The sequence below is a fragment of the Amycolatopsis sp. 2-15 genome (assembly GCF_030285625.1).
In the GTDB taxonomy this organism is placed as follows: Bacteria; Actinomycetota; Actinomycetes; order Mycobacteriales; family Pseudonocardiaceae; genus Amycolatopsis; species Amycolatopsis carbonis.
This window is the reverse complement of the sequence record NZ_CP127294.1, coordinates 4,290,853-4,310,000: the sequence shown is the minus strand read 5'-3', so window position 1 is coordinate 4,310,000 and position 19,148 is coordinate 4,290,853. Positions and strand designations below refer to the sequence as shown.

Sequence of the window (19,148 nt, the reverse complement as noted above, 5' to 3'; positions counted from 1 at the left end):
TCGCCTGAGGCGAGAGCTTGGTTCGTGTCCCGGTGGCCGCCCGGTTTCCCTGGCGACTTGGAGAACTTTACATGGCCGAAAACGCCCCAGAACAGGGGGGTCCCTTAACTCGATCTTCCCAGGTCAAACCCCGTGTTGTCCCCGGAATCGCCCTACCGCAGCCCCGGACACCTCGTCCAGCCGCTCCGTCGACTGGCGAAAAACATTGCTCCGACTACATTGCGGCGCATTGCACCGATACAAAGCTCTGCCTACCGTCAGCCCCATGCCCACCCTCGAGACCCACCATGGCGCCGTCCTCACCTACGACGACCGGGGCACCAGCGAACCAGCGCTGTTGCTCGTCCACGGCCACCCCTTCAACCGCTCCATGTGGCACCCCCAGACCGAGCACTTCGCCGAACGGGGCTTCCGCGTGGTCGTCCCCGACCTCCGCGGCTACGGCGAGAGCACCGGTCCCGCCGTGACCAGCCTGAAAGACTTCGCCCACGACCTCATCGCGCTGGCCGACCACCTCGGCCTCGCCACCTTCGTCCTCGGCGGCCTGTCCATGGGCGGCCAGATCGCCATGCAGACCATCGCCGACCATCCCCAGCGCGTCCAAGCGCTTCTGCTCGCCGACACCTTCCCCACCGCGGAGACCCCCGAAGGCCGCCGGAACAGACGAGCCGCCGCCGGCCGGGTCGAGAAGGAAGGCATGCGCGATTACGCGACCGAGCTCCTCCCGAAGATGGTCTCCCCGCGAACCCGCGCGAAGAACGCCGAAGTCACCGAGCACGTCTTCACGATGATGCGCACCAGCGCACCCGCCGGCGCCGCCGCGGCACTCCGGGCCCGTGCGCTGCGCCCCGACTACCGGGTGACCCTCGAACAGGTCGAAGTCCCCACCCTGGTGACAGTCGGCAGCGAAGACGAGTTCACCCCGGTCGCCGACGCGCAGCTCATGCACCGGCTCGTGGCCGGTTCCGCACTGGCGGTGCTGGAAGGCGCGGGCCACCTGCCTAACCTGGAGTCCGCGGCCGAGTTCAACGACGTGTTCGGCCGGTTCCTGAACCCACTCCGGCCCCGGCCGGACCCCCAGGCGGAAGAACGGTGACCCACCCATGAAGACCGTATTCGTGACCGGCGCGAGTGCCGGGTTCGGTGCCGCGATCACGCGCCGGTTCGTGGCCGAGGGCTCGCGGGTCGTCGCCGCGGCCCGCAGTGCCGACCGGCTCGCCGCGCTGACCTCGGAGCTCGGCGAGTCCGTGCTGCCGGTGGTGCTCGACGTGCGCGACCGCGACGCGATCGTCGCGGCCGTCGGCGCGCTGCCCGGCGACTGGGGCCGGATCGACGTGCTCGTGAACAACGCGGGCCTGGCCAAGGGCCTCGAGCCGGCGCAGGAGGCCAAGCTCGAGGACTGGGACCAGATGATCGAGACCAACGTGACCGGCCTCGTGCACCTCACCCGCGCGGTGCTGCCCGGCATGGTCGAGCGCGGCAGCGGCCACGTGATCAACATCGGCTCCATCGCCGGCACCTACCCCTACCCCGGCGGCAACGTCTACGGCGCGACCAAGGCGTTCGTGCACCAGTTCAGCCTCAACCTGCGCAGCGACCTGCGCGGCACCGGCGTGCGCGTGACCAACATCGAGCCCGGCATGGTCGGCGGCACGGAGTTCTCCAACGTCCGCTTCGGCGACGACGACAAGGCCGCGGGCGTCTACGCCGGCACCACCCCGCTCACCGCCGACGACATCGCCGAGTCGGTGTTCTGGGCCGCCGCGCAGCCGCCGCACGTCAACGTGAACGTCATCGAGATCATGCCGGTCGTGCAGAGCTTCTCGGCCCTGACCATCCAGCGCGACAGCCAGAGCTAGGGCGCGAACCGCTCCAGCCCGAACAGGTCGAACAGCGCCTGCTGCGCCGGGTCGCGGTCGGTGAGGATGCGGCGGCTGCGCGGACGCCCGCCGGTGGACGGGTAGCGCAGCACCGTCTCGCCGATGCCGCACAGCTGGTCGAGCAGCTCGCCCACGGACAGGTTCATCCCGGCGCGGTCGGCCTCGCGCCGCATGAGGTGCGTGACGGTGGCGGCGAGCACCGAGACCAGCGCGTGCACGGCGACGCGCTGCGGGGTCCACTCCCACCGCGGCGTCGGGCCGAGGGCGGCGGGGCCGGTGAGCCAGCGGAACGTGGACTCGAGGTAGGTCCGCGCACGGTAGGCGGTGACGATCTCGGCCACCGGCCAGTCGCGGTCGGTCACGAGGATCTGCTTGCCGAAGTACTCGTCCACCAGCCGGGCGACGGCCGCTTCGTCGACGCGGCGCGTCAGCCGGATCTCGCCCGTCCGGGTGCCGGTGAGCGTCGCCTCCAGGACCCGGCCGATGCGGCGGCCGCGCGTGACCCGCGAGATCTCCGCGTGGACCTGGGTGCGGTCGCCGCGGTGGGTGCCGGCTTCCAGGGCCGCGGCCAGGCCGTCGAGCTCGCGGGTCGCGGTGCTCAGCTCGTCGGTGAACGCGCGGTACTGAGCCGCGTACAGCGTGGCCGAGTGCGTGAGGATGACCCGGCGCCGCACGCCGTCGACGGTCGCGCGGGTGTCGATCGCGGTCAGCCCGGCGAAGCGTTCCGGGTCCACGCGCCGGCGGGCCGAGGCCGGCTGCGTGAGCAGCTCCGGGTGGTCGGCCGGCGGGAGCGAGCCGACGAACCCGCGCCTCGCGCCGAGGTCGAGCTGCGCGGCCTGCCCGGCGTGGAAGACGAGTGTGACGTCCGTGGCCGGGTAGCGCTCGCCCAGCTCCCCCGCCAGCGCGCCGAACGTCGGCGCCGCGCCGCTCTCCCTGCGGTACACGCGCGACGCGAGCGGGATCGCGCCGTCCCGGGTGACCACGAGGCCGAGGCCGGCGAGCGCGTCCTGACACGCGGAGGGCACCGTGCAGTCGGCGGCGGTGAAGGCCGCGAACTGGGGGACGTCCACCGCGAGCGCGGAGGTGCCGTCGTCGCCGAGCAGGTCGAGCACGGCTTCGGCGACCGCCGTTTCGACGCCCGTGATGCGCTCCGGCGTCAGGCGCTGCAACGCCCGCCAGTGCGCGGCCGTGGTGACGGCGGCTTTCGGCGGACGCGGGCGCACGAGGTCCTGCGCCGCGCAGCCGGCCCACCACTCCTCGAAGCTCGCGCCCGCCCCGGTCGCACGGTGCAGCACGGCGAGCGCGACGTGGAACCCGAGCGTGGTCTTGGCTCGCTGCGGACCGGCCACGGCGTCGACCCGCCGGACGAGATCGAGGCGCTGGATCGTGCCCCACACGGCGGCGACGTCACCGAACGTGCGATGCCGCGCGCCGCCTGGTTCCGCGCCGCCGGGCAGCGCGCCGGCGATGTCCTCGGCCGTGCCGAGGTACCGCTGCGTCACCACCCGCGGCGCGCCGTCGACCCGCGCGGATTCGGCCAGGTAGTAGTACGTCCGCCCGCCGATGCGCTTCCCGATCACCGATGCCACACTTTAGGTAATACACGTTTCTCGGGTGATCGACAACCTTTCCAAGCCGCTGACCAGCGCGGATGATCGTCCCTTCCGAACGGGTGAGCACGTGGCGGACAACGCACTGGCCTGCTTCCGCGAGCTGGTCCTAGCGTGACGGGAATGGCACCCGAACCCGAGTTGACCGCCCCCACCCCGTCGGCGATGCGCCGCGCGCTCGCGCGGGCCAGGGACGGGAAGACACTCGACCTCGCCGAGGCCACCGTGCTGCTGCACGCCCGCGGTGACGACCTCAAGACGCTGTCCGAGCACGCCTCACGCATCCGCGACGCCGGGCTCGAAGCCGCCGGCCGCGCGGGCGTCATCACCTACAGCCGTAAGGTTTTCATCCCGCTGACGCGGCTGTGCCGCGACCGCTGCGGCTACTGCACCTTCGTGACCGTGCCCGGCCGGCTCGAGTCGCCGTTCCTCTCACCCGACGAGGTCCTCGAGATCGCCCGCAAGGGCGCTGAGATGGGCTGCAAGGAAGCCCTGTTCACGCTCGGCGACCGGCCCGAGGACCGCTGGAAGGCCGCGCGCGACTGGCTCGACGCCCACGGCTACGACGACACGCTCTCCTACGTCCGCGCGATGGCCATCCGCGTGCTGGAGGAGACCGGCCTGCTGCCGCACCTGAACCCCGGCGTGCTGAGCTGGCAGGACTTCCAGCGGCTCAAGCCGGTCGCGCCGTCGATGGGCATGATGCTCGAGACCACGGCGACGCGGCTGTGGAGCGAGAAGGGCGGCCCGCACTACGGCTCGCCGGACAAGGATCCCGCCGTCCGGCTGCGCGTGCTGGAGGACGCCGGGCGCAGCTCCGTGCCGTTCACGACCGGGGTGCTGATCGGCATCGGCGAGACGCACGAGGAGCGCGCGGACGCCCTGTTCGAGATCCGCAAGGTCGCCAAGACCTACGGAGGCATCCAGGAAGTCATCGTGCAGAACTTCCGGGCCAAGCCGGACACGAAGATGCGCGCGACCCCGGACGCCGACCTCGAAGAGCTGGCCGCGAACATCGCCGTGGCGCGGCTCGTGCTCGGCCCGAAGATGCGCATCCAGGCGCCGCCGAACCTGATCGGCAACCAGTACGACCTGATGATCCGGGCCGGAATCGACGACTGGGGCGGCGTTTCGCCGCTGACCCCGGACCACGTCAACCCGGAACGCGCGTGGCCGCAGATCGACGAGCTGGCCCGCCACACGGACAAGGCCGGCTTCGAGCTGAAGGAACGGCTCACGATCTACCCCGAATACGTCAACGCCGGCGAGCCGTGGCTGGACCCGCGGATCACCCGGCACGTCGCCGCGCTCGTCGACCCGGCCACCGGGATGGCGCGCGAGGGCGCGATGCCGGTCGGCATCCCGTGGCAGGAGCCGGACGGCGGCTGGCAGCAGTCCGGCCGCACCGACCTGCACACCGAGATCGACACCACCGGCCGCACGGAAGACCGCCGGAGCGACTTCGACTCGGTGTACGGGGATTGGAAGGAGATCGGCGACCGGATCAAGACCGGGGTGCAGAAGTTCGACTCCACCGTGCTGGAAGCCTTGCGCAGTGCGGAAAAGGACCCCGCCGGGCTGTCCGACGACGCCGCACTGGCGCTGCTGTCCGCCGAGGGCAAGGAGCTGGACGCGTTCACGAAGCTCGCCGACGACCTGCGGCGCGAGACGGTGGGCGACGACGTGACGTTCGTCGTGACGCGCAACATCAACTTCACCAACGTCTGTTACACCGGCTGCCGCTTCTGCGCCTTCGCCCAGCGACGCACCGACGCCGACGCGTACACACTCTCGCTGGAGCAGGTCGGCGACCGCGTGGACGAGGCGTGGGCCGCGGGCGCGACCGAGATCTGCATGCAGGGCGGCATCCACCCCGATCTGCCCGGCACCGCGTACTTCGACCTCGCGGCCGAGGTCAAGCGCCGCCGGCCCGACATCCACCTGCACTCCTACAGCCCGATGGAGGTCGTGAACGGCGCGTCGCGGACCAACCTGTCCCTGCGGGACTGGCTGATCCAGGCCAAGGAGTCCGGTGTGGACTCCCTGCCGGGCACGGCGGCGGAGATCCTCGACGACGACGTCCGCTGGGTGTTGACCAAGGGCAAGCTGCCCACGTCGGAGTGGATCAAGGTCGTCACCACCGCGCACGAGATCGGGCTGCCGACGACGTCCACGATGATGTACGGCCACGTCGACACACCCGCGCACTGGGTCGCCCACCTGAAGCTGCTCGCCCGGCTGCAGCGCGAAGGCCTCGAGAAGCACGGGCGGCGCGGGTTCACCGAGTTCGTGCTGCTGCCGTTCATCCATCAGAGCTCGCCGATCTACCTCGCCGGGCTCGCCCGCCCGGGCGCGACCCAGAACGAGAACCGGGCGGTCCACGCCCTGGCGCGGCTGCTGCTGCACGGGATGATCGACAACATCCAGAGCTCCTGGGTGAAGCTCGGCGAAGAAGGCAGCCGGGCCGTGCTCCAGGGCGGTGTCAACGACATCGGCGGCACGCTGATGGAGGAGACGATCTCCCGCATGGCCGGCGCGTCGAACGGCTCGTACAAGACGATCAGCGACATGCGCGCGATGGTCGAGCCGCTGGGCCGACCGCTGCGGCAGCGGACGACTGGGTATGGGACGCCGTCGGCTGAACGCGTTGCGGCGGCGGAGGCTTCGGACGGGGTGGCGACGGCGGTGCGGAAGCCGTTGTTGCCGCTGCTGACTTCTTGATGGGTGGTCAGGTTCTCGCTGGTTTGGTGGGGATCCCCGGTGCTCCTTGCGGTTTCGCTTGGGGCGCTGGGGATTTCTCGTGTGTCGCGGCTTCGCGCGGTGGCCGTGGATTCTTGGCCCGCGAGGTCTGCGGGGCGTTGCGTGGCGCGGTGGCGGCTTCCGGAGACAGTGCGGCAGGCGATGCGTGATGACGACCTTGCTCGGGCAAACGCTGCCGTTTGAGACGGCCTTCGTGACCAGCGACGGGTTGAGCGCCAAGGCCTGACTCGGCAGCGGAAGTCGGCCTCAGTCGGAGGAAGGGCCCCGGGGTGAGGTGGTGAGCTGCAGACGCCTGGGCCGCAGCTCACCACAAGGCCTCAGCCGAGGATCCGCCGCAGCCACGGCGCCCGCGCCGCGCGGGCCTGCACCGACAGGGCCGCGTCGGGTGCCGAGCCGTCGAAGCCGTGGTAGGCGCCCGGCCACACGTGCAGCTCGGCTTGGACGCCGGCTTGCCACAGGCGCGTCGCGTAGGTGACCACTTCGTCGCGGAAGGTTTCGGCGGTGCCGACGTCCAGGAAGGCCGGCGGGAGGCCCGACAGGTCCTCGGCGCGGGCCGGGGCGGCGTAGGGCGAGACGTCGGGGCCGCCGCGGGCGGAGCCGAGCAGGGCGGTCCAGCCGATGTCGTTGGCGGTGCGGTCCCAGACGCCGAGGCCGGCCATCTGGAACGACGACGGGGTGTCGTTGCGGTCGTCGAGCATCGGATACAGCAACAGCTGGCCGAGCAGGGCCGGGCCGCCGCGGTCGCGCGACAGCAGGGCCACGGCGGCCGCCAAGCCGCCGCCCGCGCTGGCGCCGCCGACGATCACCCGGGAACGGTCGATGCCCAAGGAATCAGCGTGCTCGACTGTCCACTTCAGACCCGTGTAGCAGTCCTCGACCGGCGCGGGATGCGGGTGCTCCGGGGCGACGCGGTAGTCGACCGAGGCGAACGCCAGGCCGAGCGAAACCGCGTACTCCTTGAGCACCAGCAGGTCACGGCCGCGGTGCCCGCCGAGGATCATGCCGCCGCCGTGCATCCAGTAGAGCACCGGGGCGTCGGCGGTCACGTGGGTCGGGCGGCCGATGACGAGCGGCACACCGTCGGCGTCCACTTCGGACAGCGTGACGGTGCCGTCGGCCGCGACCTCTGCCAGGGAGAGCTCACGCGTGGCGCGCTCCTCGCGCAGGGCCGGGATCGCGGCGGCCGAGTCGAGCGCCGGCCGCTCGGCCCGCATCTGCTCCAGCACCACCTCGAGCTCGGGGTCGAACGGCAGCGGCGGCCCCACCTGCGGACGGGTCGCGGTCATCTCGGTACCTCCCAGGACGTCGTGGCTCTCCCCTGATCATCCTGGCCCGGCCGGGCCCCGCGCCACCTCCGCCAGGTGGCGGGAAATCCTCGAGCCGAGCCAGCCCTGACGGCCTATGTCGAAAATTTGCGTAAGTCAGTCCGACTATTGCGATTTCCTGTCGGGAATTCGTATGATCCAGCTCACACACTGTCCCCACCAGTGCACCCGACCCCGACGAAAGGCGAGTGCTGCCCCGTGTCTCCCCTAGGTGTCTTCAGCGCGCCCGAAAAACGACGGCCCACCCCGACAAAGATCACCGCCCTCGGCAGCGCCGTGCTCGCGGCCGCCGGCCTCACGGCCTTGACCGTGATCGCGGCTCCCGGCAACCCGGCGGCAGCCACACCCAACGCCGCCGTCGCCGGCCGCGGCGCCACCGTCCCGTTCGTCGAGCAGGAAGCCGAGAACGCCGCCACCAACGGCACCGTGATCGGCCCAGACCGCAGCGCCGGCTCCCTCGCCGGTGAGGCGTCCGGCCGCAAGGCGGTCACCTTGACCGGCCAGGGCAAGTACGTCGAGTTCACCCTCAGCGCCGCGGCCAACTCGCTCGACTTCCGCTACAGCCTCCCCGACAGCGCCCAGGGCACGGGGATCAACGGCACGATCTCGGTCTACGTCAACGGCAGCCACAACCGCGACCTCAACCTGACCTCCCGCTATGGCTGGTACTACGGCGGCTACCCCTTCAGCAACGAGCCCGGCCAGGGCAAGGCGCACCACTTCTACGACGAGGTGCGCACCCTGTTCGGCACCAGCTATCCCGCCGGCACCAAGATCAAGCTGCAGATCGACGCCGGCGACGTGACCCCCGCGACCGTCGACCTCGCCGACTTCGAGCAGGTCGCCGCACCCGCGGCCAAACCCGCCAACGCCGTGAGTGTCACCGACTTCGGCGCCACCACCGGCGACACGAGCGACGACGCCGGCGCGTTCGACGCCGCCGTGGCCGCCGCGAAGACGCAGGGCAAGCAGGTCTGGATCCCCGCCGGCTCGTTCACGCTCAACCACCACATCACCGTCGACCAGGTGACGATCCGTGGCGCCGGGCCGTGGTACTCCGAGCTGCACGGCACCCGCGCGGGCATCTTCGGCAAGGGCGAGCCGGCCAGCTGCGCCACCCCGACGTACCCCGGCAACGCGGCCGTGCCCGGCAGCAGCACGAACGTCGGGCTCTACGACTTCGCGATCATCGGCGACGTCCAGGCCCGCGTCGATTGCGACCAGTCCAACGCCATCGGCGGCGCGCTCGGCGGCGGTTCGGTCGTACAGAACCTGTGGCTGCAGCACACGAAGGTCGGGCTGTGGCTCGACGGGCCCTTCGACGGGCTCACCGTGCGCGGCAACCGCGTCCTCGACCAGACGGCCGACGGCCTCAACCTGCACCAGGGCATCAGCAACACGATGGTGACGAACAACTTCCTGCGCAACACCGGCGACGACGGCCTCGCCATGTGGGCCGAGCACGACGCCGACCACCACAACACGTTCTCGTTCAACACGGTGCTGCTGCCGATCCTCGCGAACAACATCGCGATCTACGGCGGCCACGACAACACCGTGTCCGACAACGTGGTGGCCGACAACCAGGACCAGGGCGGCGCAATCAACGTGGCCAACCGGTTCAGCGCCGTGCCGCTCTCGGGCACCACCACCGTCACGCGCAACACCGCGATCCGCACCGGCGTGCTCGACTCCAACTGGCAGTTCGGCGTCGGCGCGCTGTGGTTCGACGGGCGCGACTCGGCCATCACCGGCCGCATCGACGTGGTGGACAACGACCTGCTGGACAACAACTACGAGGGCGTGCAGTTCATCGACGGCGCCACCACCGACGTGCACTTCGACGGCCTGCGGATCACCGGCGCGGGCACGTTCGCGTGGCAGCTGCAGTCCAAACCGAGCGGTACGGTCAAGAACGTCGTCGCGACGAACGTCGGCCGCGCGGGCGTGTACAACTGCATGGGCCCGGACGCGCTCACGGGTCTCGCGGACCAGGGCGGCAACTCGGGCTGGACCACCACGTTCTGCGGTTCGTGGCCGACGCCGGTCTACAACGGCGACAACGGCGGCACGACTCCCCCGACCACGCCGACGACTCCCACGACACCCACGCAGCCGCCGACCGGGAATCTGGCTCTGCGCAAGACAAGCACGGCGAGCGGCTCCCAGGGTGGCTTTCCTCCGGGCAACGCCGTGGACGGCGATCCGAGCAGCTACTGGGAAAGCGGCAACAACGCGTTCCCGCAGACGCTGACCGTCGACCTCGGCAGTGCCCTGAACGTCGGCCGGCTCGTGCTCAAGCTGCCGCCGTCGAACGACTGGGGCGCACGCACGCAGACGCTCACCGTCCAGGGCAGCATCAACGGTTCGTCGTTCACCACGCTGAAATCCGAGACCGGCTATCGCTTCGACCCGGCGAGCGGCAACACCGCCACCGTCTCCTTCAGCCCCACGAGCACCCGCTACCTGCGCCTGAGCTTCGCCGGCAACACCGGCTGGCCGGCCGGGCAGCTGTCCGAGCTCAAGGCCTACGCGTCCTGATCCCCGGAAACCCGCAGAAAGGCGAAAGATGTCCCCCACCTCAGCACGACGCAGGGCGGCCTCGCTGGCCGCGGCGCTGGTGTCCTCCGGGCTGACCGTGTTCGCGGTCGGCTCGGGCACCCCCGCCGCGGCGGCGACCTGCCCGGCCACGGCGTCCGGCGGTGCGAGCGTTCCGTTCCGGACGGTTGAAGCCGAATGCAGTGCCACCAACGGTTCCGCCGTTAGCCCCGACTACACGCAGGCGACGGTGGCCTCCGAAGCGTCCGGCCGCCAGGCCGTGCGGCTCGGGCAGGGCGAATACGTGGAGTTCACGCTGCCGGCCGCGGCCAACTCGGTCAACGTCCACTACAACCTGCCCGGCGGCAGCTCCGGCCGGATGTCAGTGTACGTCAACGGGACCAAGCTCGGCAGCGGGCTTTCCGTGACGTCGCAGTACACCTACACCGACACCCCGGGCATCCCGGGCGCGAAGACCCACCACTTCTTCGACGACGCGCGCCTGCTGTTCGGCCAGAACGCCGCCGCGGGCGCGAAGGTCAAGGTGCAGCTCGACTCCGGTGACGTCGGGCAAGCCACGATCGACCTCGCCGACTTCGAGCAGGTCGGCGGCGCCGGCACACAACCGGCGGGCTCGCTGTCGGTCACTGATTACGGCGCCACCGCCAACGACTCCGGCGACGACACGCAAGCCTTCCGCAACGCGTTGCAAGCCGCCCGTCAGCAGGGCAAGGAAGTGTGGATCCCGGCGGGCCGATTCGAAATCGGGTCGGCGCTGCAGATCGACCAGACCACCGTGCGCGGTGCCGGACAGTGGTACACCGTGCTGCACGGCAACAACATCTTCAACAACGGCAGCGCGTCCGGGAACATCAAGCTCTACGACTTCGCCGTGTTCGGCTCGGTCTCCGAACGCAACGACTCCAGCCCGGACAACGCGTTCCACGGCGTGCTCGGCACCGGCTCGGTCGTCTCGGGCCTGTGGATCCAGGACACCAAGTGCGGCCTGTGGCTGATGAACGGCGCGTCGTCGAACCTCACGATCGAGAACAACCGCATCCTCGACACTCAGGCCGACGGCGTGAACTTCGACGGCGCCGTCACGAATTCGGCGATCCGCAACAACTACCTGCGCAACAACGGTGACGACGCGCTCGCACTGTGGTCCAACGGCCAGGCCGACTCCGGCATCACCATCGCGAACAACACCGTGGTGCAACCGAACCTGGCCAACGGGATCGCGCTGTACGGCGGCTCGAACAACACCGTGAGCGGCAACCTCATCCAGGACACCAACGCGCTGGGCGGCGGTTACCTCGTGGCCAACCGGTTCAACTCGGTGCCGCTCTCGGGCACCGTCACGCTGACGAACAACACCGCGCTGCGGGCCGGGGCGCTCGATCCCAACTGGCAGTTCGGCGTCGGCGCGCTGTGGTTCGACGCGCGGGACCAGGCCATTTCCGGCGTGACCATCCGCGTCAACGGCTTCACGGCGATCGACAGCCCGTACGAGGCCATCCAGTTCATCGACGGCAACGGCGCGGGCAAGCAGGTCAGCGGCATCACGATCGACGGCGTCACCGTGCGCGGCGCGGGCACGTTCGTCGCGCAGTCGCAGACCCAGGGCACGGTGTCGATCAACAACCTCACGGCGTCCGGGGTCGGCGTCGTCGGCACGTACAACTGCCCCTACCCGGGCTCGATCCCGAAGATGACCTTCAACGGTTCGGGCAACAGCGGCTGGACCGGCACGTGGAACGACTGCTCCAGCTGGCCCGCGCCGAACTCCGGCCCGCCGCAGCCGCCGAAGTCGGGCGCGAACATCGCGCGCGGCAAGGCCATCACAGCCAGCGGCTCGCAGGGCGGTTTCCCGCCTGGCAATGCCGTGGACGGCAACGCGAGCACCTATTGGGAGAGCGCGAACAACGCGTTCCCGCAGACGCTGATCGTCGACCTCGGTGACGCGGCGGCGATCAACAAGGTGACGCTGAAGCTGCCGCCGTCGGGCGACTGGGGCGCCCGCACCCAGGCGCTCACCGTGCAGGGCAGCACCGACGGCGGCTCGTGGACGACGCTGGTCGCCTCGCGCGGCTGGAAACTTCAGCCCGTCGTCGGGCAACACGGCGTCGGCGAGCTTCGGCACGACGACGCAGCGCTTCGTGCGCGTGACGATCACCGGCAACACCGGCCGGCCGGGCAGGTCTCGGAACTGGAGGTGGCCGCGGCCTGATGAACCGGGAAGGGCTCCCCGCCGGTGAGCAGGGAGCCCTTCCTTCACACCGCGGGCGCCGGTTCCCGCTCGGCGACCTCGGCCGTCTGCCGAGCCCGCCGTCCCAGGTAGAGGATCAGCACCGCGCACACCAGCATCGGTCCGGACAGCGCGAGGAAGATCGCCGCCGGGGACCAGTCGGCCGCGACCGCGGCGCCGACGACGAGCGGGCCGAGGATCCCGCCGAGGCGGCCGATGCCCAGCGCCCAGCCGACGCCCGTCGAGCGGATGTTCACCGGGTAGACCACGGCGGCCAGCGCGATCAGCGCCTTCTGGCCACCGCTGACCCCGCAGCCGACGAGGAACATCGCCGCCAGCAGAAGCCACACCGGCGCGTGGAACGCCGGCCCGGTCACCGCGAGGAACACCGCACCCACCACGAACAACGCGCCCAGCGAACCGAACGCGCCCAGGCGGTCCATCGCCGGGCCCACGACGAGCGCGACGACGATCCCGCCGACGGTCGTGAGGCTCGTGGCGGTGACCACGGTGCCGTTGGCGAAGCCGAGGTCCGTGAGCATCGTCGGCAGCCAGCTCTGCAACGCGTAGAACTCGCCGAGGTTGACGGCGAACACGACCCACAGCAGCACCGTGCTCAGCACCCCGCCGTTGGCCAGCAGCGCCTTCAGCTTCACGCGGCCACCGGCTTCGGCCGCGTCGACGGTCACCGGCTGCGGCTCCGAAGGCAGCGCCGGATCGATGCGGCGGCACAGCCGGTACGCGCGTTCGGCGTTCGCGCCGCGGCCCACCAGGAACACGAGCGACTCCGGCAGGAACTTCAGCATCAGCGGGATGATCACCATCGGCGCCAGCGCGCCCACGAGGAACACCGAACGCCAGCCGGCCGTCGGCACGAGCCAGCCCGACACCACCCCGGCCACGACGAACCCGAGCGAGAATCCACAGTAGATCGCCAGGACGAAGCTCGCCCGCAGGCGTTTCGGCGTGTACTCGGCGGTGAGCGCGACCGCGCTCGGTGCCGCAGCTCCCAGACCGATGCCCGTGATCAGCCGCAGTACCACGAGCTCGGCCACGCCGCCGACCCACACGGACACGAGGCTCGTGAGCGCGAACAACGCCGTGCCCGCGATCACGAGCCGCCGGTGGCCGAAGCGGTCGGACAGCGGCGAGAGCACGAGGTAACCGACCATCAGGCCGACCAGGGCCGAGGAGAAGATCGGGCCGAGCACCGCGACCTTCAGTCCCCAGTCCTTCGCGATGTGCGGGGCGAGGTAGTTGATGGCCTGCGTGTCGAAGCCGTCGAAGAACATCACCAGCCCGCACAGCACCACCGTGCCGTACTGGAACGCGCTGACGCGCTTGCCGTCGACGAACCCGCTCAGCCGAACCCCGGCCGTCACCGGGTGCCGGCCAGCAGGTCGGCCACTTCACGCGGGTGCGTCAGCGGCGCCAGGTGCGGGGCGTCGAGGCGCAGGACGTGGTCGGCCTCCGCGGCCATCTTCTCCTGGTCCACGGGGAAGATGGCCTCGTCGCGCTCGCACACGACGTAGGTGACCGGGTGCGTGCGCTCGGGTTCGGTGGCGGGCTGGGTGAAGGTGACGGCCGCGTGCGCGTGGCGCTGCCCGTGGACGCCGGCGAACGCGGTTTCGTCGAGGTCGGGGGCGAGGACCTTGCGGGCCAGGGCGTAGTCGTCGGTGACGTGCAGCGTGCCGTCTTCGCGGGGCACGATCCACTCCTGCGGGTGCGGCGAACGGATGTCGAGCAGGTTTTCGCCGCGGCGCGGCCGGAACGCCGACAGGAACACGCTGTGGCGCACGCGCGGGTGGTCGGAGAGCTCGCCGACGACGATGCCGCCGTAGGAGTGCCCGACCAGCACGACGTCACGATCGAGGCCGTCGATGACGTCACGCACGTGGGCCACGTCCGCGGCCACATCACCGAACGCGGCCGGGTCCGGTCCCCCGCTGGGCAGCTGTTCGACGACGTGCACCTCGTGGCCCTGCTCGCGCAGCGCTTCGGCCACTTCCCGCCAGCTCCAGCCGGCGTACCAGGCGCCGTGGACGAGCACGAAGTCCATGGGATTCTCCTTTGAATCGTGGTGGGTTCAGACGGAAACGCAGTTCGGAAAGCGGTCAGGCAGAAACGCGGGGCTCGGCGGCGGGCACGAACGAGTCGGCCAGGAAGCTCTCGGTCGGCAGGCCGCCGCGGGCGGTGAGCAGGTCGTGGGCGTCGGTGGTCATCGCTTCGCTGCCGCAGGCGTACGTGCGATGGCCGGTCAGCTCCGGGTGGTCGGCCAGCGCGGTGTGCTGGACATGGCCGGTGGCGCCGGACCAGCCCTTGCCGGGGCGGGAAAGCACCGGTGTGTAGTCGAACCAGCGGTGCCGGGCCGCCCAGCGCTGCGGGAGCTCGGCCAGGTAGAGGTCCTCCTCCGTCCGCGCGCCCCAATACAGGTGGACGGGCCGGGTGCTGCGACGGGCGATGAGGTCGAGCACGATCGACTGGATCGGCGCGAACCCGGTGCCCGTGGCGAGCAGGAGGATCGGCCCGTCGCCGTCGTCGAGCACGAACTCGCCGAACGGCGTCTCGACGTCGAGTGTGTCGCCGGGGCGCAGTGCCCCCACCGTGTGCTCGGAGAACCGCCCGCCCGGTTCGGTGCGGACGTGCAGCTGTACCGCGTCGTTGTGGTGCGGCGGGTTCGCGAGCGAGTACGGGCGCGGTTCGTCGTCCGGCAGCTGCACTTCCAGGAACTGCCCGGCCCGGAACGGCGCGCGCCGCCCGATCGGGAACCGCAGGTCGAGCACGGTGACGCGAGGCGCGGGCCGGCGGATGCGGTGCACCACCGTGGTGAGCTTCTTGCGCCGGGGCGGCTCGCTGCGTTCGATGCGGCGCGGCCGGACCACGACCGGGCCCTGCGGTTCGGCGCGGCAGAGCAGCACGCCGTCGGCCGGCCCCGTCAGCTCACCGCGGCCGCGGACGACCACCGAACCCGCGACGAGCGAACCGGTGCACGACGTGCAGACGCCCTTGCGGCACGAGTACGGGATCGCCCAGCCCGCGTTCTCGGCGGCTTCGAGCACGGTTTGCCCGTCGTCGCAAGGGATCTCGACATCCGTGTCCGCCACGGTGATCATGCGGTGGTCTCCTTCGTTCGTCCGAACAGGCCGAGCGCGCGGACCACGGCCGTGGGATCGGCGACGCCTCGGCCGGCGATGTCGAACGCCGTACCGTGGCCGACGCTGCAGAACGGCACGCCGGCGCCCACGGTCAACGCGGTCGAGGTACGGCCGGCCAGCAGTTTGACCGGGATGTGGCCTTGGTCGTGGTACAGCGCGACGAACCCGTCGTGCCCCGGGGTGGTGAGCGCCACGTCGGCGCCGGTCGGCCCGACCGCGTCGATGCCTTGCGCGACAAGCGAAGCCACGGCCGGTGCGGTGACGCGCTCGTCCTCGCTGCCAAACAGGCCGCCCTCGCCCGCGTGCGGATTTATGCCGAAGACGCCGACGCGCGGGACGGCGACGCCGAACGTCCGCAGGGTTTCCCACAACGCTTTCCCGGCCGCGGTGACCAGCTCCGGGGTGAGCCGGGCGAGGGCGTCGGCGAGGCGTTCGTGCAGGGTCGCGTGCACGATGTTCAGGCCACCGCCCGAGAGCAGCAGGAACACGCGGTCCTCGGGCACGCCGGTGAGCTGCGCGATCAGTGGCGGGTAACCGCGGAACGGGATGCCCGCGGCGTGCACGGCCGTCTCCGAGTGCGGGCAGGCGACCACTCCGCGGTACCCGCCGCCGAGGGCGAGTGTGACGGCTTCGGTGACGTAGCGGACGGCCGCCGCGCCCGCCTCCGCGCTGAGCACACCCGGCCGGAACTCGTCCGGCGGCAGGTGCCCGACGTCCACGAGGTCGAGCACACCGTCCTCGGGCGGGACGCCGGGCGTGTGCTCCCGCAGCCGGAACCCCTTCGCCGCGGCGAGATCCGCGAGCACGTGGTGGTCGCCCACGAGCACCGGCGGGTCCTCGGCCTGGGTTGCGGCCGCGACGGCGATCTCGGGTCCGATGCCGTTGGGGTCACCGATGACCAGCAGTACGCGGCTCACAGCGGCAGCGCCAGCAGGGTGTCGATCTCCTTGCTGTCGCACACGACCACGCGTTCGCGCAGCAGAGCCTGATCGCCCTCGACGCGGTAGCGGTCGACATAACGACCGCTCGCGAACAGGTCGGTCGGGCCGCCGCCGGTGACGCGCAGCACGAAGAACGGCGTCTCGCTCTCGACGTCGCCGCCGGACTCGGTGAGGATCGCGGGCTGACCGAGCATGTGGCGGTACACGTGCGGCTCGTAGATGTTGGCTTCCTTGAGCGCTGACACGCGGTCCTTCAGCATGCCCCGGGTGTCGGCCCAGATCAGGCCGGCGGGCAGGCCGCGGGCGTAGTTGTCGGCCGTGGTCACGCGGTAGTGGCAGTTTTCGGTGAAGAACATGGGCCAGTCTTCGAGCGGCCCGTCGTCGATGCAGCGGGCGTAGTGCGCCTGGGCGCGGGCGATGGCGACCTGGTTGTCCATCAGGCGCGCACCACCCGGGTGCGCTCGTGCTTGCCGATCTCGGGGAGGGGCGCGTCGTCGTCGGGCACGAAACCCATCGACTCGCGGTAGGCCAGCCAGAACCCGCGGACCGACGCTTCCGTGACGCGGCTTTCGCTCGACTCCGCGGTGTCGCCGCCCATCTGCAGCGTCGCGTACTCATCGGACGCGCCGGCGATACCGCGCTGCACGAAGCCGCCGATGCCACCGTCCTCCATGGACACGTAGCCGGCGGGACCGACCAGGTTGGACTGTTTCATCCTGACCAGCCGCTGCTCTTCGGTGTCGGACTCGAAGCCGAGGTAAGTCCAGTTGAGCAGCGTGTCGTCGGTGCCGCGCGGAAGGATTTGCCGCACGGCCACCGAGTTCTGGATCTGCTGCAGCACGAACCCCGGGTAGACCGACAGGATCTGCAGCGTCACGTCGTCGCCGACCTCGCTGAACCCTTCGAGCAGCGACGGGTCGGCCAGCTGGTACTCGCTGTCGGAGCGGATTTTCTGGTCGCGGTATTCGTTGCTCGCGACGGCCGTGCGGTCGATGGCCGAGTAGCTCACGTGGTGACCACCCGACTCGTCGACGATGATCGCGCCACGCTGCGAAAGCCGGTTGATGCCGAACGTGGTGAAGAACAAGTGCAGGATGCTGGCGTGGTAGGAGTCGCGGACGTTCTCCGCGTACAGCTTCCAGTTGTTCGGCAGCCGCTGCGCGAACCGGCCGAGCACCACTGGCTTGCGACCGCCGAGCACGCGGTCGATGCGGTCGAGGATCTCCTCGCCGAGGTACTCCTCGATGTCGGGCAGGTCGTTCGACAAAGTACCGAACACCAGCCCGTGGACCACGGCGATGCGCAGCTTGCGCGGCCCGTGGTCGGACAGACAGAAGTTCGGCGGCATCCCGCCCTTGCCGCCGACGCCCTCGGCGAACGCGACGGCCGTGAGGTCGCCCTGCAGGTTGTAGGTCCAGGCGTGGTAGACGCAGGTGAAGTCGCGGGCCTTGCCGTGGTCGGCCATCGCGATCAGCGCGCCGCGGTGGGCGCAGCGGTTTTCGAACGCGTACACCTCCCCGTCGACGTCGCGCGTCACCAGCACCGGCTGCTCGCCGATGAAGGTCGCGCAGAAGTCGCCGGGCTCGGCGAACTCGGCCTCGAGGCACAGGTAGCTCCAGTGCGGACCGTGGAAGATCCGGTCCTGCTCGGCGCGGTACACCGCCTCGTCCTGGAAGACCCAGTACGGCACCCGGGTCAGCGACCGCGGCCAGCTGCGGTCGGGTGCGCGGCCCGCAGTGGTCCCCGTGAGGCGATCCATCGTCGGTTCCTCCTCGCCCGGGGCGCCGCTCGACAGCTCGCGGCACCCCTGCTAGTGTTCGAATAACGAACGTAGATTCACTTGCCGAACACATTGAAGGCAGACGAGAGCCCGCCGTCAAGACCTATCTCCGGGGAGAGTCATGCCCGCAGCCGAGGGAATGGCCGGTTTGGCCAAGGGATTGGCGATCCTCGAGCTGTTCGGAGAGGCGGCACCGAAGCTCGCGATCAGCGACGCGGCGCGCCTCACCGGCCTCAACCGCGCCGTCGCCCGCCGCTGCCTGCTCACCCTGGTCGACCTCGGGTACCTCACCCACGACGGCAAGCACTTCCTGCCCACACCGCGCCTGCTGCGCCTGGGCGACGCGTACGTCGAGTCGACGGCGCTGCCGCAGCTCGCGCAGCCACACCTCGCGGCAGTGCGCGAGCACGTGCAGGAGTCCGCTTCACTGGCGGTGCTGCAGAACGACGACGCGCTGTTCATCGCGCGCAGCGAGGTGAAACGGATCGTCAACACGGGCGTGCGCATCGGCGCGAGCGTGCCGGCATACACGTCGGCGACGGGACACGTGCTCCTTTCCGCACTGTCCACGGAGGACTTCACGGCCTACCTCGACCGGTCCGAATTCCACCCCCGGACCCCGAAAACCCCTGTGACGCCCGACGAGATCCGCCGACGCGTGGACCTCGTGCGCGAGCAGGGCGCGGCGTTCACCGACGAGGAGCTGGAGTACGGCCTGCGCTCGCTCGCCGTACCCGTGTTCGACTCGCGCGGGCGAACCGTCGCCGCGATGTCGGTGAGCGCCACTGCTGGCCGCATCTCGATGGACCAGCTGCGCGACGAGTTCCTGCCGGTGCTGCGCGACCAGGCGGAGCAGCTGGGGCGCAAGCTGTAGCCGGTGGCTCTGCGTGTCAGCACCCTCGCGCCGTGAA

General features: G+C 70.6%; 14 protein-coding genes. 6 read left to right on the top strand and 8 right to left on the bottom strand.

The features are described 5' to 3' along the window. Window positions 1–265: 265 nt before the first annotated feature. Window positions 266–1,096 (top strand): alpha/beta fold hydrolase, encoded by an 831-nt coding sequence (locus QRX50_RS21380; protein WP_285973688.1) that lies wholly within the window; start codon window positions 266–268, stop codon window positions 1,094–1,096. A gap of 7 nt (window positions 1,097–1,103) precedes the next feature. Further along, window positions 1,104–1,859 (top strand): SDR family oxidoreductase, encoded by a 756-nt coding sequence (locus tag QRX50_RS21375; RefSeq protein WP_285973687.1) that lies wholly within the window; start codon window positions 1,104–1,106, stop codon window positions 1,857–1,859. Here the strand turns inward: QRX50_RS21375 and QRX50_RS21370 are convergent. After that, window positions 1,856–3,469 carry an IS1634 family transposase gene (locus tag QRX50_RS21370; RefSeq protein ID WP_434533299.1) on the bottom strand — a complete coding sequence of 538 codons (1,614 nt, stop codon included), beginning with the start codon at window positions 3,467–3,469 and terminating at the stop codon, window positions 1,856–1,858. The two genes, QRX50_RS21375 and QRX50_RS21370, sit on opposite strands and share 4 nt — an antisense overlap. Window positions 3,470–3,613: 144 nt before the next feature. Here QRX50_RS21370 and QRX50_RS21365 point away from each other — a divergent pair, with 144 nt between their 5' ends. Continuing rightward, window positions 3,614–6,211 (top strand): bifunctional FO biosynthesis protein CofGH, encoded by a 2,598-nt coding sequence (locus QRX50_RS21365; RefSeq protein ID WP_285973686.1) that lies wholly within the window; start codon window positions 3,614–3,616, stop codon window positions 6,209–6,211. 356 nt (window positions 6,212–6,567) lie between these two features. Here QRX50_RS21365 and QRX50_RS21360 read toward each other — a convergent pair whose 3' ends face one another. Further along, window positions 6,568–7,536, bottom strand: a complete 969-nt coding sequence (locus QRX50_RS21360; RefSeq protein WP_285973685.1) for an alpha/beta hydrolase — start codon at window positions 7,534–7,536, stop codon at window positions 6,568–6,570. Between the two features lie 237 nt (window positions 7,537–7,773). Between QRX50_RS21360 and QRX50_RS21355 the strand changes: the two genes are divergently transcribed. After that, window positions 7,774–10,116, top strand: coding sequence for a discoidin domain-containing protein (locus QRX50_RS21355; protein ID WP_285973684.1), 2,343 nt, complete (start codon window positions 7,774–7,776; stop codon window positions 10,114–10,116). A 28-nt stretch (window positions 10,117–10,144) separates the two neighbouring features. Next, window positions 10,145–12,343, top strand: coding sequence for a galactose-binding domain-containing protein (locus QRX50_RS21350; RefSeq protein ID WP_285973683.1), 2,199 nt, complete (start codon window positions 10,145–10,147; stop codon window positions 12,341–12,343). Between the two features lie 44 nt (window positions 12,344–12,387). Here the strand turns inward: QRX50_RS21350 and QRX50_RS21345 are convergent, their stop codons facing one another. From QRX50_RS21345 to QRX50_RS21320, 6 genes are read right to left on the bottom strand one after another with little or no spacing between them, the layout of a single operon-like run. Next, window positions 12,388–13,743: an MFS transporter gene (locus QRX50_RS21345; protein WP_285973682.1), complete on the bottom strand. Its 1,356-nt coding sequence runs from the start codon at window positions 13,741–13,743 to the stop codon at window positions 12,388–12,390. Beyond that, on the bottom strand, window positions 13,740–14,420 hold the full coding sequence (locus QRX50_RS21340; RefSeq protein WP_285973681.1) for an alpha/beta fold hydrolase: 681 nt from the start codon (window positions 14,418–14,420) through the stop codon (window positions 13,740–13,742). The genes QRX50_RS21345 and QRX50_RS21340 overlap by 4 nt, the downstream gene beginning before the upstream one ends. A gap of 55 nt (window positions 14,421–14,475) precedes the next feature. Further along, the gene (locus QRX50_RS21335; protein ID WP_285973680.1) at window positions 14,476–15,474 is read right to left on the bottom strand and encodes a 2Fe-2S iron-sulfur cluster-binding protein; all 999 of its coding nucleotides are present in this window, start codon (window positions 15,472–15,474) and stop codon (window positions 14,476–14,478) included. Beyond that, the gene (locus QRX50_RS21330) at window positions 15,471–16,433 is read right to left on the bottom strand and encodes a PdxA family dehydrogenase (protein WP_285973679.1); all 963 of its coding nucleotides are present in this window, start codon (window positions 16,431–16,433) and stop codon (window positions 15,471–15,473) included. Before QRX50_RS21330 ends, QRX50_RS21335 begins: the two co-directional genes overlap by 4 nt. Then, window positions 16,430–16,894: an aromatic-ring-hydroxylating dioxygenase subunit beta gene (locus QRX50_RS21325; RefSeq protein WP_285973678.1), complete on the bottom strand. Its 465-nt coding sequence runs from the start codon at window positions 16,892–16,894 to the stop codon at window positions 16,430–16,432. Before QRX50_RS21325 ends, QRX50_RS21330 begins: the two co-directional genes overlap by 4 nt. Next, on the bottom strand, window positions 16,894–18,216 hold the full coding sequence (locus QRX50_RS21320) for an aromatic ring-hydroxylating dioxygenase subunit alpha (RefSeq protein WP_285973677.1): 1,323 nt from the start codon (window positions 18,214–18,216) through the stop codon (window positions 16,894–16,896). Before QRX50_RS21320 ends, QRX50_RS21325 begins: the two co-directional genes overlap by 1 nt. 142 nt (window positions 18,217–18,358) lie before the next feature. Here QRX50_RS21320 and QRX50_RS21315 point away from each other — a divergent pair, with 142 nt between their 5' ends. Next, window positions 18,359–19,111, top strand: a complete 753-nt coding sequence (locus tag QRX50_RS21315) for an IclR family transcriptional regulator domain-containing protein (protein ID WP_285973676.1) — start codon at window positions 18,359–18,361, stop codon at window positions 19,109–19,111. The last annotated feature ends 37 nt before the right edge of the window (window positions 19,112–19,148 follow it).